This window comes from Halomonas sp. H10-9-1 (assembly GCF_040147005.1).
Classification (GTDB): Bacteria; Pseudomonadota; Gammaproteobacteria; order Pseudomonadales; family Halomonadaceae; genus Halomonas.
Map to the genome: position 1 here is coordinate 2626600 of NZ_JAMSHO010000001.1, position 25029 is coordinate 2651628.

20 protein-coding genes, 2 tRNA genes and 3 rRNA genes are annotated in these 25029 nt (G+C 63.8%); 5 read left to right on the top strand and 20 right to left on the bottom strand.

Annotated elements, in window-relative coordinates; translation table 11 throughout:
• Window positions 1-13: 13 nt before the first annotated feature.
• Window positions 14-571, bottom strand: coding sequence for an elongation factor P hydroxylase (locus NFH66_RS12085; protein WP_349610484.1), 558 nt, complete (start codon window positions 569-571; stop codon window positions 14-16).
• Between the two features lie 110 nt (window positions 572-681).
• Between NFH66_RS12085 and NFH66_RS12090 the strand changes: the two genes are divergently transcribed.
• The 3 genes from NFH66_RS12090 to NFH66_RS12100 all read left to right on the top strand — a co-directional run bounded on the left by NFH66_RS12090 (window position 682) and on the right by NFH66_RS12100 (window position 4018).
• On the top strand, window positions 682-2130 hold the full coding sequence (locus NFH66_RS12090; protein WP_349610485.1) for an MATE family efflux transporter: 1449 nt from the start codon (window positions 682-684) through the stop codon (window positions 2128-2130).
• Window positions 2102-3154: a DUF3080 family protein gene (locus NFH66_RS12095; protein WP_349610486.1), complete on the top strand. Its 1053-nt coding sequence runs from the start codon at window positions 2102-2104 to the stop codon at window positions 3152-3154. The genes NFH66_RS12090 and NFH66_RS12095 overlap by 29 nt, the downstream gene beginning before the upstream one ends.
• A gap of 156 nt (window positions 3155-3310) precedes the next feature.
• Window positions 3311-4018, top strand: coding sequence for a hypothetical protein (locus NFH66_RS12100; RefSeq protein ID WP_349610487.1), 708 nt, complete (start codon window positions 3311-3313; stop codon window positions 4016-4018).
• A gap of 20 nt (window positions 4019-4038) precedes the next feature.
• Here the strand turns inward: NFH66_RS12100 and tusA are convergent, their stop codons facing one another.
• Window positions 4039-4278, bottom strand: a complete 240-nt coding sequence (gene tusA, locus NFH66_RS12105; protein ID WP_349610488.1) for a sulfurtransferase TusA — start codon at window positions 4276-4278, stop codon at window positions 4039-4041.
• 45 nt (window positions 4279-4323) lie between these two features.
• Here tusA and NFH66_RS12110 point away from each other — a divergent pair, with 45 nt between their 5' ends.
• The gene (locus NFH66_RS12110; RefSeq protein ID WP_349610489.1) at window positions 4324-4614 is read left to right on the top strand and encodes an antibiotic biosynthesis monooxygenase family protein; all 291 of its coding nucleotides are present in this window, start codon (window positions 4324-4326) and stop codon (window positions 4612-4614) included.
• A 3-nt stretch (window positions 4615-4617) separates the two neighbouring features.
• Here NFH66_RS12110 and rlmM read toward each other — a convergent pair whose 3' ends face one another.
• Window positions 4618-5685 (bottom strand): 23S rRNA (cytidine(2498)-2'-O)-methyltransferase RlmM, encoded by a 1068-nt coding sequence (gene rlmM, locus NFH66_RS12115; RefSeq protein WP_349610490.1) that lies wholly within the window; start codon window positions 5683-5685, stop codon window positions 4618-4620.
• Window positions 5686-6037: 352 nt separating this feature from the next.
• On the opposite strand from rlmM, the gene gdhA reads away from it, so the two are divergent.
• Window positions 6038-7390, top strand: a complete 1353-nt coding sequence (gene gdhA, locus NFH66_RS12120) for an NADP-specific glutamate dehydrogenase (RefSeq protein WP_349610491.1) — start codon at window positions 6038-6040, stop codon at window positions 7388-7390.
• 442 nt (window positions 7391-7832) lie between these two features.
• Here gdhA and rrf read toward each other — a convergent pair.
• The 17 genes from rrf to ftsB all read right to left on the bottom strand — a co-directional run bounded on the left by rrf (window position 7833) and on the right by ftsB (window position 24983).
• A 5S ribosomal RNA gene (gene rrf, locus NFH66_RS12125) occupies window positions 7833-7948 on the bottom strand.
• An 81-nt stretch (window positions 7949-8029) separates the two neighbouring features.
• Window positions 8030-10916, bottom strand: a 23S ribosomal RNA gene (locus NFH66_RS12130).
• A gap of 214 nt (window positions 10917-11130) precedes the next feature.
• A tRNA-Ala gene (locus NFH66_RS12135) sits at window positions 11131-11206 on the bottom strand.
• A 108-nt stretch (window positions 11207-11314) separates the two neighbouring features.
• Window positions 11315-11391 (bottom strand) — tRNA-Ile (locus NFH66_RS12140).
• A 195-nt stretch (window positions 11392-11586) separates the two neighbouring features.
• Window positions 11587-13124, bottom strand: a 16S ribosomal RNA gene (locus tag NFH66_RS12145).
• Together the 16S, 23S and 5S rRNA genes with 2 tRNA genes alongside form the textbook arrangement of a ribosomal RNA operon.
• 601 nt (window positions 13125-13725) lie before the next feature.
• On the bottom strand, window positions 13726-15207 hold the full coding sequence (locus tag NFH66_RS12150) for a bifunctional 2-methylcitrate dehydratase/aconitate hydratase (RefSeq protein ID WP_349610492.1): 1482 nt from the start codon (window positions 15205-15207) through the stop codon (window positions 13726-13728).
• A gap of 174 nt (window positions 15208-15381) precedes the next feature.
• Window positions 15382-16281, bottom strand: coding sequence for an LpxL/LpxP family Kdo(2)-lipid IV(A) lauroyl/palmitoleoyl acyltransferase (gene lpxL, locus NFH66_RS12155; protein WP_349610493.1), 900 nt, complete (start codon window positions 16279-16281; stop codon window positions 15382-15384).
• Window positions 16282-16336: 55 nt separating this feature from the next.
• A complete protein-coding gene (alr, locus tag NFH66_RS12160) occupies window positions 16337-17470 on the bottom strand; it encodes an alanine racemase (RefSeq protein ID WP_349610494.1) in 1134 nt (377 codons plus the stop codon).
• A 164-nt stretch (window positions 17471-17634) separates the two neighbouring features.
• Window positions 17635-18612, bottom strand: coding sequence for an RNA polymerase sigma factor RpoS (gene rpoS, locus NFH66_RS12165; RefSeq protein WP_502878674.1), 978 nt, complete (start codon window positions 18610-18612; stop codon window positions 17635-17637).
• A 114-nt stretch (window positions 18613-18726) separates the two neighbouring features.
• Window positions 18727-19863: a peptidoglycan DD-metalloendopeptidase family protein gene (locus NFH66_RS12170; protein ID WP_349610496.1), complete on the bottom strand. Its 1137-nt coding sequence runs from the start codon at window positions 19861-19863 to the stop codon at window positions 18727-18729.
• A complete protein-coding gene (locus NFH66_RS12175; protein ID WP_502878675.1) occupies window positions 19856-20842 on the bottom strand; it encodes a DUF368 domain-containing protein in 987 nt (328 codons plus the stop codon). Before NFH66_RS12175 ends, NFH66_RS12170 begins: the two co-directional genes overlap by 8 nt.
• 52 nt (window positions 20843-20894) lie before the next feature.
• Window positions 20895-21575, bottom strand: a complete 681-nt coding sequence (locus NFH66_RS12180) for a protein-L-isoaspartate(D-aspartate) O-methyltransferase (RefSeq protein ID WP_349610497.1) — start codon at window positions 21573-21575, stop codon at window positions 20895-20897.
• A complete protein-coding gene (gene surE, locus NFH66_RS12185) occupies window positions 21562-22308 on the bottom strand; it encodes a 5'/3'-nucleotidase SurE (RefSeq protein ID WP_349610498.1) in 747 nt (248 codons plus the stop codon). The genes NFH66_RS12180 and surE overlap by 14 nt, the downstream gene beginning before the upstream one ends.
• A 26-nt stretch (window positions 22309-22334) precedes the next feature.
• Window positions 22335-23411, bottom strand: a complete 1077-nt coding sequence (truD, locus tag NFH66_RS12190) for a tRNA pseudouridine(13) synthase TruD (RefSeq protein WP_349610499.1) — start codon at window positions 23409-23411, stop codon at window positions 22335-22337.
• Entirely contained in the window at window positions 23408-23917 is a 510-nt protein-coding gene (gene ispF, locus NFH66_RS12195) for a 2-C-methyl-D-erythritol 2,4-cyclodiphosphate synthase (RefSeq protein ID WP_349610500.1), read from the bottom strand. The genes truD and ispF overlap by 4 nt, the downstream gene beginning before the upstream one ends.
• The gene (gene ispD, locus NFH66_RS12200; protein WP_349610501.1) at window positions 23917-24651 is read right to left on the bottom strand and encodes a 2-C-methyl-D-erythritol 4-phosphate cytidylyltransferase; all 735 of its coding nucleotides are present in this window, start codon (window positions 24649-24651) and stop codon (window positions 23917-23919) included. The genes ispF and ispD overlap by 1 nt, the downstream gene beginning before the upstream one ends.
• Complete coding sequence (gene ftsB, locus NFH66_RS12205) at window positions 24648-24983, bottom strand: cell division protein FtsB (protein ID WP_349610502.1); 336 nt, start codon at window positions 24981-24983, stop codon at window positions 24648-24650. Before ftsB ends, ispD begins: the two co-directional genes overlap by 4 nt.
• Between the last annotated feature and the right edge of the window lie 46 nt (window positions 24984-25029).

Consider the following 25029-nt stretch of genomic DNA (forward strand, 5'->3'; position numbering starts at 1 on the left):
GCTTGCCAACGCTTCAGGCTGGCTCGACCAGCAGCCGAGCGCGGCCGGCCGCCAGCGCCTCGGCCAACGGCGCCCCGTCGCAGTAGAAGACGGTCAGGGCGGTGCGCAGCGCTTCGGCCCTGGCAGGCAGGCCCTCCCGCAGGTAGCGCCGGGCACGCGCCTCGACCTTGGCGTGGAAGGCGTCACGATCCACCTCGGCGTCGCCCTCGAGGTTGTCGACGCTGACATGGAAGCGCAAGCCGCAGGCCCGGGAAAAGAGCAGCTCCAGCGCCTGGGGCGCCAGTTCCACGGCTTCGAAGTCACGCTGCTGTTCGGCGTCCCGACCGTCGGGCAGGTACCAGTAACCGTAGTCCTCCAGCTGACGGCGCCGAGCTCCGGCGATACACCAGTGGCTGATCTCGTGCAGCGCGCTGGTGAAGAAGCCGCGGGCGAAGATTACCCGGTGCCAGGGACTCTCGGCGTCGGCGGGCAGGTAGAGAGGCTCATCGCCCCCGCGTACCAGGCGAGTCCGCTCGGCCTCCTGGAACAGGCCATCGAACAGGGCGATGATGTCCTCGAGGCGGTGTGTCACTTGGCCTCCATGGTCATGAGGTGAGCCGCCAGTATACCCGCCGCCGGGCGGGTAAAAAATGCTCGGCCTTGCTAGCATGGAGCCTTAGCCGACTGCATGGAGCGCACGTCTTGAGCCGCCCGCTGGCCACTCTCTTCGATACCGCACGCCGCGAGACCCGCCCGCTGCTGGCGCTAGCCCTGCCGATCTGCGGTGCCCAGTTGGCCCAGGCCGGCATGAGCGTGGCCGACGTGATGATGACCGGACGCCTGAGCGCCACCGACCTGGCCGCGGTGTCGGTGGGCTCCAGCCTGTGGCTACCGCTGATGCTGTTCATGACCGGTACCCTGATGGGGCTGACGCCCACCGTCGCCCAGTTGCTGGGCGGCCGGCGCAGCTCCGAGATCGGCCCCAACGTTCACCAGGGGCTGTGGGTGGCGCTGGCGCTGGGGGCGCTGGCCGCTACCCTGCTGTGGTTCGCAGTGGGCCCGATCTTCACCCTGATGGACGTGCCCGAAGCGGTGGCGGAGCGCTCCCGCAGCTACCTCTTCGCGGTCGCCTTCGGCATGCCCGGAGCCGCCCTCTTCCAGGCCCTGCGCGCCTTCTCCGACGGCATGAATCACACCCGTCCCTCGCTGTGGATCAGCCTGCTGGGCCTCGCGGTCAATGTGCCCAGCAACTTCGTGCTGATCTACGGCGGCGAGGGTCTCAGCGACCTGCTGGGCAGCTGGCTGCCGGGCTGGATCCAGGCGCTGCCAGCCCTGGGAGCCCTGGGCTGCGGCATCGCCACGGCGCTGTCGCTGTGGACCATGTGCCTGGCCATGGTGCTCTATACCCGCCACTCGCGAGCCTATGGCGAGGTCTCGCTGTGGCACGCCCCCAGCCCCCCTCGGCGGCGGATGATCGGCGAGCTGCTCTACGTGGGGTTGCCCATCGGCGTGGCGATCTTCGTCGAGGTCACGCTGTTCACGCTGATCGCCCTGTTCATCGCCAGCCTGGGTGAGATCACCGTGGCCGCCCATCAGGTGGCGCTCAACTACACGTCCATCCTGTTCATGCTCCCGCTGTCGCTGAGCATGGCGCTGACGGTGCGCGTGGGCAACGTGCTCGGCCAGGGCCGCCCGAGCTATGCTCGGCGGGTGGCCTGGCACGGCATCACCGCCTGCCTCGCCGTGGCACTGTTCAACGGCCTGCTGCTGCGCTTTACCGCGGAACCGGTGATCGGTCTCTATACCCGCGACGCCGAAGTGGCCAGCCTGGCCCTGTCGCTGGTGCTGCTGGCCATGATCTACCAGGTCTCCGATTCACTGCAGGTCAACCTGGCCGGTGCGCTGCGCGGCTACAAGGATACGCGTATCATCATGGTGATCACGCTGGCTTCCTACTGGCTGGTGGGCATGGCCGGCGGTCACTGGCTGGGGACCCGCGGCATTCCCGGACTCGTCGAGCCTCTCGGTGTGCACGGCTACTGGGTTGGCCTGATCGGCGGGCTCACCGCCGCCGCGGTGATGCTCGGCGAACGCTTGAGACGCATCGGCAAGGCGGTGGCCCATGGCGAACGCGACCCGCTCCATCCATGACATCCTACGCCGCGTCGGCGTGGGCATCGTCCTGGCGGTAAGCCTGGTCGGCTGCGGCGGCAACGACGCCAGTGACCGCCTGCTCCGCGACTACCAGAGAGCCCTCGCCGAGCGGCTCGACCTGGCACCTCCCGAGCACGCCGAGCCCCGCAATATCGGCGCCTTCCCCAAGCTGCGCGAACGCCGCGTGAGCATTCCCGAGACCCGCGAAGGCATGCTCGATATCTACGCCCTGCGCGAATGCCACATCACCACCCTGGTCGCCGAGCGCAACAGCACCCTGGGCCGCGTGGCGCCGGCCAGCCAGCGCTGGCAGTACGAACTCGAGCTGTGGCAGCGCCTCGAGTCATGCCTGTCGAGCGACGTGCCGGGGCGCCTCGCCGCGGATGATCTCGCCCGCCTCGAGCGGCTGGCCGTCACCAAGCGTGCGCAGCTGCGGCGCGCCACTTGGAACGGGCTCTTCGGCTCCGAGGAATGGGCGCAGAGTTTCTCTCGGGTCAGCTCGACGCTGGAGCCGGAGGCCCTGGCGCCGCCGGACGAACAACTGGCCGCCCTCGGCTATCTCCACGAACTGAGTCGCGCCCCCTTCGAGGCGGACAGGCCGCTACCCGACCCCGTGGCGCTGGAGGAGCACCTTCAGGCACTCAACGAGCGTCCCTACACGGCCGAGCTGCTGCGCACCCTGCTGCTCGCCGAACAGCGCCTCAGCGAAGCCAACGCACTGCTCGACCGGGCACTCTCCATCCCCGGACACTGCCCTACAGGAGTCTTCACCGCCGACCTGCAGCAGCCCCACGAGACCCGACGGCTCGCCGACTGGCTGGACGCATTGGATGACGCGGCCACGGCCTGGCTCACGGGCCTGGCACCGCTCTTCGCCAGCCTGGAAGCACCGCCCGACGCCGTGGAGGCATACCGCCGGGCGTGGCTCTCGCGACAACGCTCCGAGGCGCCGTTACCTCGCTTTCGGCAAGCCATGCGAGACCACCTGGAGCGACGCCGACGCCTGGCATCGCGCTGCTGAGCCCCCTTGCGGCGACGGACCCAGGCCACAGGGCTTAACCTGGGAGAGGGTCTATGCTATTGGTGGTGCCTAAGTGACGCAGAGAGCTTCCGCGCCGGCCCGGGGAGTGCACCGTCCGCCCCGGTCCCGTGATCACGCAGCACCTGGAGAGACACCATGGGAACCCAGCTGTCACCCCGCTCCGCCCGGGTCATCGACCTGGAAGCCAGGCGCCAGCGTCGGCAGGCCAGACGCCGCCTGATACGACTGGCACCGGAACTCGATGGGCTCGAGATGGTGTATCGCCTGACTTCCAGCCCGGACACCCTGTATGGCATGCCGCTGCTGGCCTGGGGCCTGCGCGAGGATGGCGAAGTGGTCGGACTGGTGGCGTGGATGGAGTCGTTGACGCCCTGCCAGCGCCTCGATGACGACGATCAGGGCCGCTTCGTCGGCTACCGCGACCCCGAGACCGAGGAACTGTTCGAGGCGGCGCCGGAGCACAAGCTGATGGAGCTGGAGCACGCCGCCAACTACTTCGACTATGAGGAGACCGAGCAGGTTACCCTGATCCAGCAGTTGCCCGAGATCCAGGGTACCCACGCCCTGTGCATGGACGACGGCGATGCGCCCTGGCAACTCAAGCAGGTGTTTGGCTGGCGCCTCTACAGCGACGGCACGATCGAGGCGCTGCTTGCCGACGAACGCCGCGTCGAGGAGACGCCGATCCTGCTCGGCGATGCCTGCCTCTATCCCGGGCACAGCCGCCACCGCCTGGTCTACTTCTTCCAGCGCCAGATCGCCAACCGCATCCGCCAGGAAGACCCTGCGACCCTGGAGGCGCTGGCCCTGATGGTGATGCCGGAGGGTGCCCCCGACGCCTGACCGCCAGGGCCGGGACAGAATTAACCTAAACGGATAATGTAGAGGTAGCTGTCCCCGAGCTGCTGCTGGTCGACCAGCTCATGGCCCAGGAACTGGCAGAACCTGGGCACATCACGGGTGGTAGCCGGGTCGCTGGCGACCACCTTCAGCACCTCGCCCGCCTGCATGTCACGGACCTTGTTGTGCATTAGCATGATTGGCTCGGGACAGTAGAGCCCGGTGGTATCGAGCTCGGCGTGAAAGTCGGGTATCTCTGCCATCGAGGACCTCGTGGGTTGCTTAAGAAATCAGTCGGAGCCTGCAAGATGATCAAGATCATTATCGAACGCCGCATCATGCCCGGTCTCGGGGAAGAGTACGAGGAAGCCGCCCGCGAGGCCATGCGCGAGTCCCTGGGCGCCAGAGGCTTCGTGGGTGGCGAGAGCCTCGTGGAGCTGGGGCACAGCGACCGGCGTGTGATGATCACCAAGTGGCGCGACCTGCGCGCCTGGAAGGAGTGGTACTCCAGCGAGACCCGCACCCGGGTGATGCAGCGCCTGCTGCCACTGCTCACCGAGGAGGAGCGCATCCGCATCTACGAGCCCACCACCTACTGAGCCTCACGGCCTCAGGCGGACATGCACCGTCACCTCTTCACGATCATGGTAGAGGTGACGGCAGGCAATCTCGGCGTCGACCCTGGCGGCCCTCAACGCCTCGGCGAGCCGTCCCAGGCAGGCTTCCACTTCGGGCCAGCGTCGCTTCATCGGCAACTTGAGGTTGAAGACCGCCTCTCGGCACCAACGCCTAACCAGCCAGCGCTCCACCATCGCCTCGACCCGTGACGGCTTGTCGACGATATCGCAGACCAACCAGTCGAGGCGATACGGAGGCTCCCAGGTAAAACCATCCTCTTGCAGGTGCTCGACCTGCCCGGTAGCCATCAGCGTCCGGTCCATGGGCCCGTTGTCGATGGCATAGACATGCATGCCGCGCTGGACCAACTGCCAGGTCCAGCCTCCAGGCGCCGCCCCCAGATCCGCCGCTTGCATGCCCTGGCCCAGGCGATCACCCCACTCATCCCGCGGCACGAACTCATGCCACGCCTCTTCCAGCTTGAGCGTGGAACGGCTGGGCGCCGCTTTCGGGAAGCGCAGGCGACGAATGCCACCCAGCAGTTCGCTGCGATTGCCAGGAAAGCTCATGCCCAACTGCACACGATCACCGGCGCTCCACAACAGGTGTAGCCGCCGCCCGCCGGCCTTGCGACGCAACGCCTTGCGCTTGGTCAGCAGCGAGCTCAGGGGCCTCTCCAGCGCCTTGGCCAGCCCAGCCAGCGCCTTGCCCTCGTTGGTATCCGGGGTCTCCTGCCACAGGCTCTCGAAGCTCCAGCCACTGGCGACCACCTGGTCGATGATCGGCGTTAGCCGGTCATCGCGCGACAGCGTCAGTGGCGGCAGGGCCACCAGGCTCTGCCGGGCGAAGACCAATCCTGTCAGCGGCAGATCACGATGCAAGCCATTGGCCGCCTCGCCTTCGGGCAGCAGGAAACGCACGAAGCCATCGCCCTGAACATGATGAGCTTCCCCTTCCCTGCCCAGCGCCGCAACCTTGTCGGCCAGCTCGGCTGCCAGATCGGGCTCGAAACCGGGACGACAGTAGCAGAGCAACTCTCCCGGATAAGTCATCGTCTTCTCCATGCCGCACCTTGTTTCTCAGTATGCCGATGGCCCCGCCCCTGCCGAGACAACCGGCGGCGAAGCACCTTAGCACCGCGCTTCCCACGAGGAAAGCCGATGCAGGGTGGCAAGCATCCCGCGGCATACCGTTTAAATATGATTTATGAAAATATTTCGATGCATGAATTGGGTGCAAGAGTTTACCGGACTTACAAGCGCGTTTGGCTCATAACAATGTCTAACGAGCGCATAGCCCATACATTTGCTGCATAATGGTGCATTGCTATATAGTCGTTGCCCGTGGAAACCACTTTCAGATTGGCCTGTTGCGGCCGCTCATTCATTCACACAGGACACGATGATGCCCTACGTTCACGATACCCTGGCAAACCTTCGCAAGAGCAGCCCCGCCCAGACCGAGTTCTACCAGGCCGCCGAAGAGGTCCTGGAGTGCCTGCGCCCGCTGTTCCAGCATAGCCCCCACTACCTGGACCACAGCATCATCGAGCGCATCGTGGAGCCCGAACGCCAGATCATGTTCCGTGTCTGCTGGACCGACGACGACGGCCGCGTCCAGGTGAACAAGGGCTACCGCATCCAGTTCAACTCCGCACTGGGGCCCTATAAGGGTGGGCTTCGCTTCCACGCCAGCGTCACCTCCGGCATCATCAAGTTCCTGGGTTTCGAGCAGATCTTCAAGAATGCCCTCACCGGCCTGCCCATCGGTGGTGGTAAGGGCGGCTCGGACTTCGACCCCAAGGGCAAGTCCGATGGCGAAATCATGCGCTTCTGCCAGGCCTTCATGTCCGAGCTGTATCGGCATATCGGCCCGCACACCGACGTTCCCGCTGGCGACATCGGTGTCGGCGGTCGTGAGATCGGCTACCTCTACGGCCAGTACAAGCGCTTGACCGGCCGCTATGAAGGCGTGCTCACCGGCAAGGGGCTGGACTGGGGCGGCTCCATCGGTCGCAAGGAAGCCACCGGCTATGGCGCAGTCTACTTCGCCCAGAACATGCTGGAAGCCCGCGGCAAGACCCTCGAAGGCAAGACCTGCCTGGTCTCCGGCGCCGGTAACGTGGCGATCTACACCATCGAGAAGCTCTACGAGATGGGCGCCAAGCCAGTGACCTGCTCCGACTCCCGCGGCACACTGCATGACGCCCGCGGCATCGACCTTGACCTGCTCAAGGAACTCAAGGAGGTCAAGCGCGCCTCACTGGAGGCCTATCTCGAGCAGCATCCCGAGGCGACCTACATTCCGGCCGGCGAGTACCCCGAAGATGGTCACGCGGTCTGGCGTATCAAGGCCGACGCCGCCTTCCCCTGCGCTACCCAGAATGAGCTCACCGCCGCCGATGCCGAAGCTCTGCTGGAAAACGGCATCTACTGCATCAGTGAAGGCGCCAACATGCCCTCCACCGCGGATGCCGTGGATCGCTTCCTAGGAGCGAAGATCGCCTACGGACCCGGCAAGGCCGCCAATGCCGGCGGCGTGGCCACCAGCCAGCTGGAGATGGCCCAGAACAGCAGCATGGAGCAGTGGCCGCTGGAGAAGGTCGACGACAAGCTCAAGGAGATCATGGCCAATATTCATCGCCAGTGCGCCGATACCGCCGAGGAATTCGGCGAGCCCACCAACCTGGTGCTGGGCGCCAACATTGCCGGTTTCCGCAAGGTAGCCGATGCGATGATCGACCAGGGTGTGGTGTAAGACACACTCCCCGGAGTATCAGCATGCAAAAGCCCGGACCGACTGGTCCGGGCTTTTCTGTGCTGCCTGCAGTGCCGGCGCGCTCGGCGCATACTCCGGCTCAGACGTGGGGCATGAAGCCACGGCGAGCATGCGCGGCACATTGGGGTTCCGCCAACTTGATCATCCCCCGCCACAGCCCTCTCAGGAGAGGCCGGACGACAGGACGTGAGGTTCCGCTGCGGTCCCAGATGGTAGGGAAGACTTCGACCGACTTGATCATGGCAAGGACCCCTTACGCTATTGATGATGACGGTGATTATACCTTGGTATGACGACTAAAGTCTAACCTCGACCATCAATGCCCAGAAACACCGGCCGTGCATGACGGCCCCAGATGCACAAATCTCCACATGCAAAAAGCCCCGAACTCACAAGGAGCTCGGGGCTTTTTTCAATAAGTGCCTGACGATGACCTACTCTCACATGGGGAGACCCCACACTACCATCGGCGCTGAGCGGTTTCACTGCTGAGTTCGGCATGGGATCAGGTGGTTCACACTCGCTATGGTCGTCAGGCGAAAAACGCGGAATCATGCTGACACGCTACGTCTCGTGCGTATCCGGTGTCGTGGTCATCACAGACCCCTTGGGTGTTATATGGTCAAGCCTCACGGACAATTAGTATCGGTTAGCTCAACGCCTTGCAGCGCTTCCACATCCGACCTATCAACCAGCTGGTCTCGCTGGGTCCTTCAGGAGGCTCAAGGCCTCGGGGAGATCTCATCTTGAAGGGGGCTTCCCGCTTAGATGCTTTCAGCGGTTATCCTGTCCGCACATAGCTACCCGGCAATGCCACTGGCGTGACAACCGGAACACCAGAGGTGCGTCCACTCCGGTCCTCTCGTACTAGGAGCAGCTCTTCTCAAATCTCCAACGCCCACGGCAGATAGGGACCGAACTGTCTCACGACGTTCTAAACCCAGCTCGCGTACCACTTTAAATGGCGAACAGCCATACCCTTGGGACCGACTTCAGCCCCAGGATGTGATGAGCCGACATCGAGGTGCCAAACACCGCCGTCGATGTGAACTCTTGGGCGGTATCAGCCTGTTATCCCCGGAGTACCTTTTATCCGTTGAGCGATGGCCCTTCCATACAGAACCACCGGATCACTAGAACCTACTTTCGTACCTGCTCGACGTGTCTGTCTCGCAGTCAAGCACCCTTATGCTCTTGCACTCACTGCACGATTTCCAACCGTACTGAGGGTACCTTCGTGCTCCTCCGTTACGCTTTGGGAGGAGACCGCCCCAGTCAAACTACCCACCACACACGGTCCTCGATCCGGATAACGGACCTGAGTTAGAACGCCAATGATGCCAGGCTGGTATTTCAAGGTTGGCTCCACCCGAACTGGCGTCCGGGTTTCCAAGCCTCCCAGCTATCCTACACAAGCAACATCAGCGTCCAGTGTGAAGCTATAGTAAAGGTTCACGGGGTCTTTCCGTCTAGCCGCGGGTACACAGCATCTTCACTGCGATTTCAATTTCACTGAGTCTCGGGTGGAGACAGCGTGGCCATCATTACGCCATTCGTGCAGGTCGGAACTTACCCGACAAGGAATTTCGCTACCTTAGGACCGTTATAGTTACGGCCGCCGTTTACCGGGGCTTCGATCAAGAGCTTCGCTTGCGCTAACACCATCACTTAACCTTCCGGCACCGGGCAGGCGTCATACCCTATACGTCCGCTTACGCGTTTGCAGAGTACTGTGTTTTTAATAAACAGTTGCAGCCACCTGGTATCTTCGACCGCCTCGTGCTCCGGCCGCAGGGCCTTCACACTAACGCGGCGTGCCTTCTCCCGAAGTTACGGCACCATTTTGCCTAGTTCCTTCACCCGAGTTCTCTCAAGCGCCTTGGGATTCTCACCCTGACCACCTGTGTCGGTTTGGGGTACGGTCCCACTGTATCTGAAGCTTAGAGGCTTTTCCTGGAAGCGTGGCATCAATGACTTCCTGACCGTGGTCAGTTCGTCTCGTCTCTCGGCCTTGAGGATCCGGATTTGCCTGAATCCTCAGCCTACTGACTTTCACCAGGACAACCAACGCCTGGCTCACCTAGCCTTCTCCGTCCCCCCATCGCAATACAGTGAGGTACGGGAATATTAACCCGTTTCCCATCGACTACGCCTTTCGGCCTCGCCTTAGGGGCCGACTCACTCTGCTCCGATTAACGTCGAACAGAAACCCTTGGTCTTCCGGCGGGGGAGTTTTTCACTCCCCTTGTCGTTACTCATGTCAGCATTCGCACTCGTGATACCTCCAGCAGACCTCTCGATCTCCCTTCATCGGCTTACACGACGCTCCTCTACCGCTCGTCATTCGACGAACCCGTAGCTTCGGTACCTGGTTTGAGCCCCGTTACATCTTCCGCGCAGGCCGACTCGACTAGTGAGCTATTACGCTTTCTTTAAAGGATGGCTGCTTCTAAGCCAACCTCCTAGCTGTCTGAGCCTTCCCACCTCGTTTCCCACTTAACCAGGATTTCGGGACCTTAGCTGACGGTCTGGGTTGTTTCCCTTTTCACAACGGACGTTAGCACCCGCTGTGTGTCTCCCACGCGTCACTCACCGGTATTCGGAGTTTGCCTCGGGTTGGTAAGTCGGGATGACCCCCTAGCCGAAACAGTGCTCTACCCCCGGCGGTGCTACGTGAGGCGCTACCTAAATAGCTTTCGAGGAGAACCAGCTATCTCCGGGCTTGATTAGCCTTTCACTCCGATCCACAAGTCATCCAAATCTTTTTCAACAGATCCTGGTTCGGTCCTCCAGTTGATGTTACTCAACCTTCAACCTGCTCATGGATAGATCGCCCGGTTTCGGGTCTATTCCCAGCGACTGGTCGCCCAGTTAAGACTCGGTTTCCCTACGCCTCCCCTATTCGGTTAAGCTCGCCACTGAAAATAAGTCGCTGACCCATTATACAAAAGGTACGCGGTCACAGAACGTGTCTGCTCCCACTGCTTGTACGCATACGGTTTCAGGATCTATTTCACTCCCCTCTCCGGGGTTCTTTTCGCCTTTCCCTCACGGTACTGGTTCACTATCGGTCAGCCAGGAGTATTTAGCCTTGGAGGATGGTCCCCCCGTCTTCAGTCAAGGTTTCTCGTGCCCCGACCTACTCGATTTCACATGATCAGATTTTCGACTACGGGGCTATCACCCACTATGGCCGCGCTTCCCAACGCGTTCGTCTAATCCGTCACATGCTTAAGGGCTGGTCCCCGGTCGCTCGCCGCTACTGGGGGAATCTCGGTTGATTTCTTTTCCTCAGGGTACTTAGATGTTTCAGTTCCCCTGGTTCGCCTCCCACCACCTATGGATTCAGTGTGGGATACCCAGCTTATGCTGGGTGGGTTTCCCCATTCAGAGATGCCCGGGTCACAGGTTGTTTGCCACCTCGCCGAGCCTTATCGCAGGCTTCCACGTCTTTCATCGCCTCTGGCTGCCTAGGCATCCACCGTATGCGCTTCATCGCTTGACCATATAACCCCAAAGGGTCTGGTCCGCGATGACACACGACATTGCCGGATACGCTTGAGACGTATCTCGTGCTCTTTCCTTGCGGAAAGAACGTTTGTCAGCATGATTCACATTGTTAAAGAGCAGACTGTCAATCGACAGTCATAAACCTGACATCCGGTGATGCGATGCTGGCTTATGACTGCGGATCCGATCAGCGAAGACTGTGGGGAAGATGGTGGAGCCAAGCGGGATCGAACCGCTGACCTCCTGCGTGCAAGGCAGGCGCTCTCCCAGCTGAGCTATGGCCCCTCTGATTCCCATACGCGACATGGGGAAATTTTATTCAGGACAAGGCGTTTTGCGGCGACGCATAACCTGCCATGCGAGTCACAAAACAACGCGGTACTGGATAAAATCTGGTGGGTCTGGGCAGATTTGAACTGCCGACCTCACCCTTATCAGGGGTGCGCTCTAACCAACTGAGCTACAGACCCAACACCATTTCTCTCGCTGGCTGAGCGAGGCCGGCTTGCCGACCTCACCCTCCTGTCCATAAAGGTCAGGGGGCGCACTCCAACCAACTGAGCGAAAACCCTAGGGTCACGCTGGGCCTATACCCAAACAGTCTTTTGCTCTGGTCGATCAGGTAATTCATTGTGGGCACTTGCCGACAGTCGGCGACATATCGGTAAGGAGGTGATCCAGCCGCAGGTTCCCCTACGGCTACCTTGTTACGACTTCACCCCAGTCATGAACCACACCGTGGTGATCGCCCTCCGAAGTTAGGCTAACCACTTCTGGTGCAGTCCACTCCCATGGTGTGACGGGCGGTGTGTACAAGGCCCGGGAACGTATTCACCGTGACATTCTGATTCACGATTACTAGCGATTCCGACTTCACGGAGTCGAGTTGCAGACTCCGATCCGGACTGAGACCGGCTTTTCGGGATTGGCTCCACCTCGCGGCTTCGCAACCCTTTGTACCGGCCATTGTAGCACGTGTGTAGCCCTACTCGTAAGGGCCATGATGACCTGACGTCGTCCCCACCTTCCTCCGGTTTGTCACCGGCAGTCTCCCTAGAGTTCCCGACCGAATCGCTGGCAAATAGGGACAAGGGTTGCGCTCGTTACGGGACTTAACCCAACATTTCACAACACGAGCTGACGACGGCCATGCAGCACCTGTCTGTGCGTTCCCGAAGGCACCAAGGTATCTCTACCAAGTTCGCACGATGTCAAGAGTAGGTAAGGTTCTTCGCGTTGCATCGAATTAAACCACATGCTCCACCGCTTGTGCGGGCCCCCGTCAATTCATTTGAGTTTTAACCTTGCGGCCGTACTCCCCAGGCGGTCGACTTATCGCGTTAACTGCGCCACAAAGGTCACAAGGACCCCAACGGCTAGTCGACATCGTTTACGGCGTGGACTACCAGGGTATCTAATCCTGTTTGCTACCCACGCTTTCGCACCTCAGCGTCAGTGTCAGTCCAGAAGGCCGCCTTCGCCACTGGTATTCCTCCCGATCTCTACGCATTTCACCGCTACACCGGGAATTCTACCTTCCTCTCCTGCACTCTAGCCTGACAGTTCCGGATGCCGTTCCCAGGTTGAGCCCGGGGCTTTCACAACCGGCTTATCACGCCGCCTACGCGCGCTTTACGCCCAGTAATTCCGATTAACGCTCGCACCCTCCGTATTACCGCGGCTGCTGGCACGGAGTTAGCCGGTGCTTCTTCTGTGGGTGATGTCCTCCCTCGAAGGTATTAACCTCGAGGCTTTCTTCCCCACTGAAAGTGCTTTACAACCCGAAGGCCTTCTTCACACACGCGGCATGGCTGGATCAGGCTTTCGCCCATTGTCCAATATTCCCCACTGCTGCCTCCCGTAGGAGTTCGGGCCGTGTCTCAGTCCCGATGTGGCTGATCATCCTCTCAGACCAGCTACGGATCGCGGCCTTGGTGAGCCATTACCTCACCAACTAGCTAATCCGACATAGGCTCATCCGATAGCGCAAGGTCCGAAGATCCCCTGCTTTCTCCCGTAGGACGTATGCGGTATTAGCCTGAGTTTCCCCAGGTTATCCCCCACTACCGGGCAGATTCCTATGCATTACTCACCCGTCCGCCGCTCGACGCCTGGAAGCAAGCTTCCATCGTTTCCGCTCGACTTGCATGTGTTAGGCCTGCCGCCAGCGTTCAATCTGAGCCATGATCAAACTCTTCAGTTTAAGATCATAAGTGCTTGAAGCAGCACCAAACTTGACTCAAGGTTCAAACGTTCTCAAATAGACCCGAAGATCTATGACGAGTCGCTTGCCTTGATGGTTCAATGATATGAATCACCGAGCCATCGACAAGCGCCCACATGAATTACCTGATCGATTGTTAAAGAGCGGCTTCGACCCTTTCGAGTGAAGCGTCTCGCTTGCTGCCGACCGAAGCGAACTCCGTCTCGTCAGCGCCCTGCGAGGAAGGCGTATTCTACCGTTTCGCCTGGCGGTGTCAAGCGGTGTTTGGCGAAGCGTGCTTGCCGTGACTGCTGACTGCCCCGCCCCTCGAGGCGGCTGCGAAACCGTGGCGGGCATTCTACCGAATGCGCGGTGATTGTCAATTGGAATGTTTCGAAGCGATGCAACTTGTTTCGAAAAAAATCCATGCAGAACAATCACTTCTGCCACTTCCACCGCCTGCAACGTTTGCTCGTCGCCGGCAGCGGATGCGTACTTTACGGCTTTCCCGGGTGGGGTGCAAGCCCCTACAGAGAAAAATGTAGTCCTATTACACCACCGGCGCCATGATTCTTTCCGCCAGCCTGCCGCCTCCCCGCCGTCAGATCACCAGAAGGTCCATGAAGCGATGGACAGGGGTCGCCTGCAGACGCTGTCCGTCCTGGCAAAGTGCCAGTATCTGCTCGCAGCGGGAACGCGGGAAGCGCGTCTCGAGGTTGCGCCGGAATTTGGCCTCCAGCACCGGAATACCCTCACCACGACGCCGGCGATGACCGATGGGATACTCCACGGCGACCTGCTCGGTAGCGGTGCCATCGGTGAAGAAGATCTGGATGGCGTTGGCGATGGAGCGCTTTTCGGGGTCCAGGTAGTCGCGGGTATAGCGGGGCTCCTCGACCACCTCCATCTTGCTGCGCAACGTATCGAGCTCGGGGTGCGAGGCATGAAAGTCATCCTCGTAGTGCTCGGCGGTCAGCTCACCCAGCATCAACGGCACGGCGATCATGTACTGCAGGCAATGGTCACGATCCGCCGGGTTGGCCAGGTCTCCCTCCTTGGAGATGATGCGGATAGCCGACTCATGGGTGGTGATGACGATGCGTTCGATCTCGTCGAGGCGCCCCTTCACCCGGGGATGCAGGGTCACCGCCGCCTCACAGGCCGTCTGGGCATGGAACTCCGCCGGGAAGGAGAGCTTGAAGAGAATGTTCTCCATCACGTAGCTACCGAACTCACGCTGGAAACGAAAGCGGCGCTCTCCCTCGGGCTTGGTGGCCAGGTCACGATTGGTATGACTGAACAGCACGTCATAGAAGCCCCACTGGGGGGCGCTCAGGGCACCGGGCACACCCATCTCGCCGCGCAGGGCGATATCCGCCAGGCGCACTGCCCGGGAGGTAGCGTCCCCCGCCGCCCAGCTCTTGCGTGAACCAGCGTTCGGTGCGTGACGATAGGTACGCAGGCTCTGACCATCGACCCAGGCATGGGAGAGCGCCGCGAGCAGCTGCTCGCGATCGGCACCGAGCAGCTTCGCCGCCACCGCCGTGGAAGCCACCTTGACCAGTACCACATGGTCGAGCCCCACCCGGTTGAAGGAGTTTTCCAGCGCCAGCACCCCCTGGATCTCGTGAGCCATGATCATCGCCTCGAGGACGTCACGCATCGTGAGTGGTGCCTCGCCCTGGGCGACCCGTTTCTGGGCGAGGTGATCGGCCACGGCGAGGATGGCGCCGAGGTTGTCCGAGGGGTGCCCCCACTCGGCCGCCAGCCAGGTGTCGTTATAGTCGAGCCAGCGCACGATGGCCCCGACATCCCAGGCCGCCTTGACCGGGTCCAGCCGGAAGGAAGTGCCTGGCACCCTGGCACCATGAGGCACTACGGTGCCCTCCACCAGGGGCCCCAGATGCTTGGTGCACTCCGGAAAGCGCAGCGCCAGCAGGCCGCAACCCAGAGTATCCATCAAGCAGAGCCTGGCGGAATCCCAGGCCTCATCGCTCTCGATCCGGCTATTCAACATATAGTCGGCGATCTTCTGCAGTTCGGCGTCATAGTCGGGCCGTACATTGGCTTCCACAGTACTCATCTCGACCTCCTCGGGTATCGATAGTGGCTACCCCACTATAGAAGACGTACCGGGCCTTTGAACTGCACCCCGAAGGTTGGATTGAGTGTCCAACTTGCGAGGCGCAGTTCAAATCTTCGGGATGTTTCTTATGGCTTACCGCTAACGGTTCCCGGGTTCTATTGAAGCATTGCTTCAATAGAACCCGGGTTCGCCTTCCGGCCGGGTCTTGAAGCGCCGGTGCAGCCACAGGTACTGCTCGGGGTGCTTGCGGATTGCCGCCTCGATCACCGCATTGATGCGCGTGGCGTCGGCCACCTCATCGCCGCTGGGGAAATCCGCGAGCGGCGGCAGGTATTCGAGGGTATAGGTGCGGCCGTCCAGGTTGCGGTGAAAGACCAGTGGAATCACGGCTGCCCCGGTCATGCGGGCGATGCGCGCGGTCATCTTCACCGTGGCGGCCTGGATGCCGAAGAAGGGGGCGAAGACGCTGGCGTCGCGGCCGAAGTCCTGATCCGGCGAATACCAGACCGCATGGCCGGCCTTGATCCGGCGTACCACGCCGCGCAGGTCATAACGATCGAGTACCGCATCGAAGTAGGGCGCGCGGGCATGCCCCATGAAGCGGGCGAAGAGAGGATTGTCGTGGGGGCGCTGCACGGCATCGGCGCGGAAGTAGAGCGAATGCAGGGCGGCTCCCAGGTCCAGGGTCGAGAAATGCACGCCGAGGATCAGTGCGCCCTTGCCCGCCGCCTGCAGCCGGGCGCGGTGCTCCTGGCCCTTGAATACTACCCGATGACGAAGGTGCTCCGGGTCGCGACACCAGCCGGTCGCGGTCTCCATCAGACCGATGCCGTTGGCGATAAAGGTCTTCCTGACCAGTCGCCGCTGCTGGTCGTCATCGAGCTCCGGGAAGCACAGCCTGAGGTTGGTCTCGGTGATATGCCGACGCCGCCCGGCGAGGCGCAGCGCCGCCAGCCCGATCAGCTTGCCGATCCACAGCTTGAGCCGCCAGGGCAGCCAGGCTGCCAGGTACATGGCCCCGATGGCCAGCCAGACATGCCAGTAGCGGGGATGGGCAAAATTCTGTCTCATGGGGACAGACCCCAATTAACGGACCGCTCCATGTGAACCCTCTCCTTCTACAAGGTTAATCGGGGTCTGTCCCCGGCTGTTCGTCCCCGACTGCTCCATGATACCGCCTCGGCACCCTTGGCAGCACCCCGGTGAGCAGGGTGTAGCTGATGGTATCGCAGTGTCGGGCCACCTCGTCCACCGGCAGCACCAGGCCGTTGGCCGCCCTGCCCCACAGCACGACCTCGCTGCCGATGTCGGCCTCGGGAATAGCGGTGATATCGACGGTGAGCATGTCCATGGAGACCTTGCCGGCGATGGCGGCGCGCTTGCCTGCCACCAGCACTGGCGTGCCATCCATGGCATGACGGTCGTAGCCATCACCGTAGCCACACGCCACCACACCGATGCGCGTGGGGCGCGGGGTGAGCCAACGCCCGCCGTAGCCCACCGGTTCGCCGGCGGGAAGCTCGCGCACGGCGATGATCGCCGAGCGCAGGGTCATCACCGGGGCAAGCCGGAAGGTCACGTCATTGGGAACCTCCAGCGGGTCGCTGCCGTAGAGCATTACGCCTGGGCGATTCCAGGCGCCGTGTGCCTCGGGGCGGGCCAGGGTCGCCGGCGAGTTGGCCAGGCAGAGCGGCGCACCCAGGCGCTGGGCCAGGGACTCGAGTCTCGCCATCTGGCGTTCGAAATAGCCGGTGTCCACCAGGTCGGCGGTGGCGAAGTGGCTCATCAGCTGCAAGTCGCAGGCGTGCCCCGGGGCAGCCAACAGGCGCTGCCATACCGCCTCGACACGCTCGGGAGAAAAGCCCAGGCGGTGCATGCCGGAATCCACCTTGACCCATACCGGGATCGGCTTCGCCGGGCGGTATGCCAGCAGCGCCTCCAGCTGCCAGTCGCTGTGCATCGCCATCCACAGACCCAGCGCTTCCACCCGGGCGAGCTCGTCGGCGGCAAAGATGCCCTCGAGCAGCACGATGGGGGCCGTGATACCCGCCTCGCGCAGGGTCACGGCCTCCTCGATGCAGGCCACCGCGAAGGCGGGAGCGACTCCTTCCAGGGCGCGCGCGCAGGCCACCGCACCATGGCCATAGGCGTCGGCCTTGATCACGGCGACACAGCGGCTCTCGGGAGCGCACTCACAGGCGAGACGGTAATTGTGGCGCAAGGCGTCGAGGTCGATCTCGGCGATCAGCGGCCGGGCCATGGCGGACTCCTGAACGGAAATGGATGGGAAAACCGGAGATTATCGTTGCAAGCGCGCGGCAAATCACGAAAAAAGCCACCATATGAATGGTAGCTTATCGCTGTTAATCACTAAATATGGCAAGAAATATGGCGAATCTTACGGCCCAAGACCACCCAGGACTATCAGGCGAAGATGGCATCCAGGCTGAGCCCCTGCTTCTCGAGCACCCGGCGCAGCTTCTTCAAGGCCTCGACCTGGATCTGGCGGACCCGTTCCCGGGTCAGGCCGATCTCCTCCCCCACCTGCTCGAGGGTGGCCGCCTCGTGGCCGCGCAGACCGAAGCGACGCACCACGACCTCGCGCTGCTTTTCGGTGAGTTCGGAGAGCCATTCGTCCACGAGCTGCTTGACGTCGCCGTCGAGCAGGCTCGACTCGGGGCCATGGTCGTTGTCGTCGGCCAGGGTCTCGATCAGCGGCTTGTCGCTGTCACCGCCCACCGGGTAGTCCACCGAGGAGATGCGCTCGTTGAGCCCCATCATTTTCTTGACAGCTTCCACCGGCTTGTCGAGGTGGTCGGCGATCTCCTCCGCAGTGGCCTCGTGATCGAGCTTCTGGGTCAGCTCGCGGGCCGCGCGCAGATAGATGTTGAGCTCCTTGACCACGTGGATGGGCAGGCGAATGGTGCGGGTCTGGTTCATCAGCGCCCGCTCGATGGTCTGGCGGATCCACCAGGTGGCATAGGTGGAGAAGCGGAAGCCGCGCTCGGGGTCGAACTTCTCCACGGCACGGATCAACCCGAGGTTACCCTCCTCGATCAAGTCGAGTAGCGAGAGGCCGCGGTTGAGGTAGCGCCTGGCGATCTTCACCACCAACCGCAGGTTGGACTCGATCATGCGCGAGCGGCCCAGCGGGTCGCCCTTCTGGGCCAGGCGGCCGTAGAAGACCTCCTCCTCGGGAGTCAGCAGCGGCGAGAAGCCGATCTCATTGAGGTAGATCTGGGTGGCGTCGAGGCTCTGGTGGCTGTAGCGGTCCTCGCGGGTCAGTGCCTTCTCGAAGGCCGCCTCGTCGTCACCCTCCGGCTCGTCGATGGCATCGACGATGTTGTTATCCTTCTCCTCGAGCGTGTCCAGATCCACATCCTGAAGGTCCCGTTCAAGCATGCTCATCGATGGCTACCCCGTACTTGCGTCCTGTCGCCGATGCCCTAGAGCATCGGCGAAACCGATTATTATTGTGTGACAGTCACGCCGGGACGTATCCAGCGGGGCGCGGCCTCAGCGTGAGGGCAGGTAGCCCAGGGGGTCCTGGGGTTGGCCATCCTTGCGCACCTCGAAATGCAGCCTGACGTCCTCGGCATCGCTGTCGCCCATGGTGGCAATCACCTCCCCAGCCTCGACCACGTCATTCTCGCTTACCCGCAGCGTGTCGTTGTGGGCGTAGGCACTCAGGAACTGGTCGTTATGCTTGAGCAGAATCAGCTTGCCGTAGCCCCTGACACCGCTGCCCGCATAAACCACGATCCCGGGCCCTGCCGCCTTGACAGGTTGCCCCTTTTGTCCGGCGATATCAATGCCGGCGGTAATCGCGCCACCATCGCCGAACTGACCGACCACATCGCCACTTGCCGGCCACTGCCAGGGCACCTCGGCGACCGGTGAATAGGTCCGCGAGCCGCGATCCACACCCTGGGTGCCGCCGGCAACGGCGGTGCCTGCATCGGCCTCGGTGGCCTCTTCACGCGGTGCCTGACTGGCCACTTCGCGGGCAGGTTCTTCCCGGTCAGCGGCCTCGGCCACTTCTGGGGCCTCACTCGCCTCGGCGACCTGCCCGGCCTCACCTTCGGCATCGCGCTCGCTACGCTCGGCCAGGTCTCGCTCGCTCAGGCTGCCATCGGCGCCGGGGCTATCCGGCGAGTAGACCGGTCCCGGACCACTGTCGTCGTCGGCAGCCGCCTGGGACACGTCCTCGCCGGCGGTGGCAGCGGCGCGATCGGCGCGGGACACGGTCTCGATCTCACCGCTGGGCAGCAGCCACTCCATGTCGCCGGAGTCGGCCTCGGCCTGGGCGCCGCCGAGCGGCGTGGCCACCGCCACGGCGCTTGCGCCGTCGTCAGTCGGCCGAGCCGCCGGCACTCCTCCGTCCGCCCCGCCTTCGAGCACCAGGCGCTGGCCCGGCTGGATCTCGTAGGGCGGGCCAATGCGGTTGAGTCGTGCCAGATCGCGGTAGTCCATGTCATGGCGCCAGGCGATGCCGTAGAGGGTATCGCCCCGCTCAACGGTATAGTGGCTCGCCCCGGAGTCCGAACGGCTCGCCGACAGATCGCGCACCGGCACCTGCCCCGGAGAGTCCTGCTGACTGGCACAACCGGCCATCGCCAGGGCCAGGCCCGAAATCATCAATACCTTACGCATCAGAGCCTTCCTCCTTGTTTGCCCCTTGAGAGCTTGCCCCTCGAGAGTCTGCCATATCAGGGCTTGCCCCATGTGAACGCTTCCCACGCATGGTTGCCGGGCGTCGCCCGGCGCGGTCGAGCAGCAGCACGCCGATCGCCCCCGCCAGCATCAGCGCCACCACGGCCACCAGTTGCGGGGCATCACCGGTGAGCAGGGCGTAGTCGCCCGGTGTCAGGTAGCGGTAGTCCAGTGGAATCATCTGTCCCTCCGGGCCGAGCTGGTAGCGTATCAGCTCTCGCCACGGCCAGAGTACCGGCAACGAACCGATGATGAAGCCCACCAGCAACTGCAGGGTACCGGTATGGAAGCGGTCGAGCAGCCAGGAGAGCAGCCGTGAAAAGGCGAACAGCCCGACGGCACAACCCAGCCCGAACAGCCCGATCAGCCCCAGGTCGAAGCCGCGGATGCCGTCCATCACGGTGCCATAGAGGCCCATGGTCAGCAGCAGGAAACTGCCCGAGACCCCGGGCAGGATCATGGCGCTGATGGCAATCGCACCGCCTACCAGCAACATCACCTCACGGCTGCCCAGCTCGGTCACCAGCGGCATCAGCGAGGGCAGGCCGTGGGCCAGCAGCAAGCCACCGACCAGCGGTAGGATATGCCACCAGCGCCAGTCGGCAGGATGTCGGCTGACCACCAGCGCCGAAGCCAGCACCAGCCCGAAGAAGAAGCCGTTGAGCAGCAGGGGGTGGGCCTCCATCAGCCACACCACCAGGTGAGCAACGCTGACCAGGCTGACGGCGATGCCCAGCAGCAGCGGCAGCAGGAAGGGCAGATTGAGATGGGCCACCAGGCCAGCACTCCCGCCCCGGCGCCAGGCGCCGAAGGCGCTGGGCCCGAACTGCTTGATGGTATGGATCAACTCCTCGTAGATGCCTGTGATAAAGGCGATGGTGCCACCGGAAACGCCGGGGACCGCGTCGGCGGCGCCCATGCCGGCGCCCCTGAGGATGATACCGAGGTATCGCTTCAACAGCGGACTCCTTTCAACGAATGACGCCCTCGAGTAGCGGCACAAAGCGCACCGGCTCCAGCCGTCGCTGCTCGAACTTGTTGTCCTGGCGCTGGATACGCGTCAGCCACTGGCGGCCGCGAGCATCGGACAGCGGGGTAATCAGCACGCCACCCTCGGCGAGCTGGGCGAGCAGCGCTGCCGGCAGCTCGCTGGCACAGGCGGTCAGCAGGATGACGTCGAAGGGCGCGGCCTCGTCCCAGCCATGACCGCCGTCAGCGAGGCGCAAGTGAGCATTGTGCACGCCCAGCAGACGCAGCCGCTCGGCGGCGCGACGGTGCAAGGCATTGATCCGTTCGATGGACCAGAGTTCCGGCACCAGCCGCGAGAGGACCAGGGTCTGGTAGCCGGAGCCGGTGCCGATCTCCAGCACTCGCTGTGGCGATGCCTGCAGCACCAGTTCGGTCATGCGCGCCACCATCCACGGCTGGGAGAGAGTCTGGCCATGGCCGATGGGCAGAGAGGTATCCTCGTAGGCGCGGTGGGACAACGCCTCGTCCAGAAACAGGTGGCGAGGCTCACGGCCGAGGGTCTCGAGCACCCGAGGATCGCGGATGCCCTGGGCAACCAGGCGTTCCAGCATCCGGTCGCGGGTACGCTGGGAGGTCATGCCCACCCCGCGCACCAGCTCGGCCAGGCGTTCAGGTGAGTGCATCCAGCCAGCCCTTTACATCCGCGATAGCCGCATGCCGGGTGAGGTCGGTCTGCAGCGGGGTAATGGAAACGAAGCCAGCCTCCACAGCGGCGAAGTCGGTATCGGTGCCATCGTCGGCGTTCGCGCCCACGGCGGCGATCCACCAGCGCACCCGACCACGGGGATCGCGTACCTCCTGGGGCCGTGCCGCGGGACCGCGATAGCCCAGGCGGGTCACCCGGAAACCCTGGATCTCGTCCCAGGGCAGGTCAGGCACATTGACATTGATCAGGCTGCGCGGCGGCAGCGAGAGCTGTTCCGCGGCCCCCACCAGGCTCGCCGCCACCCGGCCGGCCGTCTCGAAGTGGCGATGGCCCACCAGCGACATGGCGATGGCCGTCATGCCCAGGTTGCGCCCCTCCATGGCGGCGGCGACAGTGCCGGAGTAGAGAACGTCATCGCCCAGGTTGCCGCCATGATTGATGCCCGAGATCACCAGGTCGGGCTTCTCGTTCCAGACGCCGTTGACACCCAGGTAGACACAATCCGCCGGCGTGCCATCCACGCTGTAGAAGCCGTTGTCCAGCGCCGACATCGCCAGCGGGCGGGTCAGGGTCAGTGAGTTGCTGGCCCCGCTCTTGTCGCGGTCCGGCGCCACCACACGCAGTTTGGCATGAGGGGCCAAGGCATCGTGCAGGGCGCGCAGTCCGGGGGCATGCACGCCATCATCATTGGAGAGCAGCAGTCGGCGCATCTGGAATCCTCGCGTAGGCGCACCCGTCACAGGGTCGGGTGCGCGATCAATTCTCGAAGTACTGCGGTAGCGAAGGCGCCGCGGGGCAGCGTAAAGGCGAGCCACAGCTCGCCTTCACCGCGCTCGAGGCTCGCCTCCACCAGGCGCAGGCGCAGCGGCCGACGCCCCAGACGCACGCCGGCCGCCTCGAGGCCTGCGCACAGCGCCGGGAAGCGGTTGGCCAGGCGCACCTCGCGAGCCAGCGCCTCCCCCCTCGCCACCGACACCCCGGTGCCCCACAGCACGCCACTCGGGTGCAGGTCGAGGCGCGCCGCGCGGTCCTCGAGCCCGGCATCGAGCGACTCGACGGTGAACTGGCTGGCGGTGCCGTCGAGGTTGGCCACCTCACCCGCCAGCAGTCGGTCCCAGCCGCCCTCGTGGATACGCTCGGCAAGCTGCTCGTTGAACAGGAAGCTACGCGCCGCCGAGAGCAACATGCCGTCGCGGTCATCGCGCTTGCGCCAGCCGCGGGCCAGCAGTGAGCGGGCGCGCAGCAGGTTACGCCCGTCCGGCCCGAAGCGCTGCGGGCCAAAATAGTTGGCTACCCCACGCTCGAGCAGGCGCTCCCAGCGAGCCGCGAAGGCAGCGTCGCTCACGACCGGCCCGGTCAGGCGCAGCCGGAAGCGATTGGCTCGATGCACGCCGCGCTTGAGCTTGCGCGGATGGCGCGCCATCTCCAACACCCGCACACCACTCGCAGCCAGGGCCTCGCGCAATCCCGCCGGCGCCTCGCGGCCCGGCAGCTGCACCGATAGCCACTGGCGGGTCACCGCGACCCGGTCCTTCATTCCCGAGTAGCCCACCGCCCGCGGCGAGGCTTCACATAGCCGTGCAAGCTCCTTCACCGCCATGGCGGTGGTCAGGCCGCGCTTCTCGATATAGAGCCAGAGATGTTCGCCCTCCCCCTCGGGGGTGAAATCGAGCACCTCCTCGACCATGAAGTCCTCGGGGCGCGCCCGGTAGTCCCCGGCCACTGGTGGACCAAGCTCGGCATCGAGCACCCGCGGCCAGGCCGGCGGCCAGTCGATGGCATCGACCCGAGGTTGTGTAGCGGTATCACTCACCGGCGTTCGCCCGACTGTCCTAAAATCGTCCCCGAGACCGGCAGCAGCAGCACTACCGCCGCGGCGGCAATGCCCTCGCCACGGCCGGTAAAGCCCAGACGCTCGGTGGTGGTGGCCTTGACGTTGACGGCTCCGCGCCCGACCCCCAGGTCAGCGGCAATATTGGCCGCCATCGCCTCGATATGGCGAGCCATCCTGGGCGCCTGGGCCATCAGGGTGGCATCGAGATTACCGACCCGATAGCCGGCCGCCTGCACCAGGGCCACCACGCGGCGCAGTAGATCGCGACTATCGGCGCCCTCCCAGGCCGGGTCGGTATCGGGGAAGTGCCGCCCGATATCGCCCAGCGCACAGGCGCCCAGCAGGGCGTCGCTGATGGCATGCAGCAGTACATCGCCATCGGAGTGTGCGACAAAGCCGCGCTCGAAGGGGACGGCAACGCCGCCGATCATCAGGTGGTCGCCCTCGCCGAAGCGGTGGACATCGAAACCATGGCCGATTCGCATCATCTCTCCGCAACGCCCGCCGGCGTCGTCTCGCTGTACGCCGAGGCCTGGGCGGCCAGGATCATGCCGGCCAGGGCCAGGTCCTCGGGATGGGTGATCTTGAGGTTGTCGCGACGTCCGGGCACCAGCCGCGGTGCCTGGCCCAGGGCTTCCACCGCGGAGGCCTCGTCGGTGACCGCCACGCCGGACGCCGCGGCGTCTCGCAGCGCCCGTAGCAGCAGGCCGTAGCGAAAGCCCTGGGGCGTATAGGCGTGCCAGAGGCCCGCGCGGGGCTCGGTAAGGGCGACCCGACCGTTGCCGTCGTCGCGCTTCATGGTGTCGGCCACCGGCGCTGCCAGCAGCCCACCTACCGGATCGTCTGCCAGGACGCGCATCAGCCGACCCAGGTCCGCCACGCTGACGCAGGGACGCGCCACGTCATGGACCAGCACCAGGTCGTCGCCATGGGCCTCGGACGCGATGGCGGCCAGGGCGTTGGCCACGGAGTCGGCGCGCTCGACGCCCCCGGGCACCCGGCGCCAGTCGGCGAAGGGTACCCAGGCGGGGTCGAACCAGCCATCATCGGGATCCAGGCAGAGGCAGAGCCTGGCCTCGGGCAGGGCGGCGTGCAGCCGTACCAGCGTATGAGCCAACACCGGGCTCCCCCGCAGCGACAGGTACTGCTTGGGGCGATCCGCGCCCATGCGCCGCCCCCGCCCCGCCGCCGGCACCACCAGCCAGGGAGCCGCACTCACCGGCTCGCCCCCAGGCGTGCGGCGGGCACCGGGTTGACCACCGGCGAGGCCTCCACCGTCACATCGGGCACCCAGAAGAACTGCTCGTCGGTGCGTACCATGCCGATGTCGCTGCGCGCGCGCTCCTCGATGGCGTCGAGGCCGGTCTTGAGGTCGAGCACTTCGGCGGCCAAGCGCGCGTTGCGGTCACGCAGCGGCTGGTTGGCCGCCTCGAGCGTCGCCACTCGCTGGCGCACCTCGCGCAGTTCCTCGATACCACCCTGGCCGAGCCACAGCCGATACTGCAGCAGCGCCACCAGGATCGCCAGCGCCAGCGCCAACCCCTTGAGCATGGAGCCTTCCCGTTACGTCGTTACGATGGCGCGTATTATGCCATCT

What these genes read in the sequence shown, in the direction of transcription:
- NFH66_RS12110 (WP_349610489.1), top strand. Translation starts at nt 4,324, where the DNA reads ATGATCAAGATCATTATCGAACGCCGCATCATGCCCGGTCTCGGGGAA.
- rpoS (WP_502878674.1), bottom strand. Translation starts at nt 18,612, where the DNA reads ATGCTTGAACGGGACCTTCAGGATGTGGATCTGGACACGCTCGAGGAG.
- NFH66_RS12175 (WP_502878675.1), bottom strand. Translation starts at nt 20,842, where the DNA reads ATGGGCGCCGCCGACGCGGTCCCCGGCGTTTCCGGTGGCACCATCGCC.
- surE (WP_349610498.1), bottom strand. Translation starts at nt 22,308, where the DNA reads ATGCGCCGACTGCTGCTCTCCAATGATGATGGCGTGCATGCCCCCGGA.
- ftsB (WP_349610502.1), bottom strand. Translation starts at nt 24,983, where the DNA reads ATGCTCAAGGGGTTGGCGCTGGCGCTGGCGATCCTGGTGGCGCTGCTG.
- NFH66_RS12150 (WP_349610492.1), bottom strand. Translation starts at nt 15,207, where the DNA reads ATGAGTACTGTGGAAGCCAATGTACGGCCCGACTATGACGCCGAACTG.
- lpxL (WP_349610493.1), bottom strand. Translation starts at nt 16,281, where the DNA reads ATGAGACAGAATTTTGCCCATCCCCGCTACTGGCATGTCTGGCTGGCC.
- NFH66_RS12180 (WP_349610497.1), bottom strand. Translation starts at nt 21,575, where the DNA reads ATGCACTCACCTGAACGCCTGGCCGAGCTGGTGCGCGGGGTGGGCATG.
- gdhA (WP_349610491.1), top strand. Translation starts at nt 6,038, where the DNA reads ATGCCCTACGTTCACGATACCCTGGCAAACCTTCGCAAGAGCAGCCCC.
- rlmM (WP_349610490.1), bottom strand. Translation starts at nt 5,685, where the DNA reads ATGACTTATCCGGGAGAGTTGCTCTGCTACTGTCGTCCCGGTTTCGAG.
- NFH66_RS12170 (WP_349610496.1), bottom strand. Translation starts at nt 19,863, where the DNA reads ATGCGTAAGGTATTGATGATTTCGGGCCTGGCCCTGGCGATGGCCGGT.
- NFH66_RS12100 (WP_349610487.1), top strand. Translation starts at nt 3,311, where the DNA reads ATGGGAACCCAGCTGTCACCCCGCTCCGCCCGGGTCATCGACCTGGAA.
- NFH66_RS12095 (WP_349610486.1), top strand. Translation starts at nt 2,102, where the DNA reads ATGGCGAACGCGACCCGCTCCATCCATGACATCCTACGCCGCGTCGGC.
- tusA (WP_349610488.1), bottom strand. Translation starts at nt 4,278, where the DNA reads ATGGCAGAGATACCCGACTTTCACGCCGAGCTCGATACCACCGGGCTC.
- alr (WP_349610494.1), bottom strand. Translation starts at nt 17,470, where the DNA reads ATGGCCCGGCCGCTGATCGCCGAGATCGACCTCGACGCCTTGCGCCAC.
- ispF (WP_349610500.1), bottom strand. Translation starts at nt 23,917, where the DNA reads ATGCGAATCGGCCATGGTTTCGATGTCCACCGCTTCGGCGAGGGCGAC.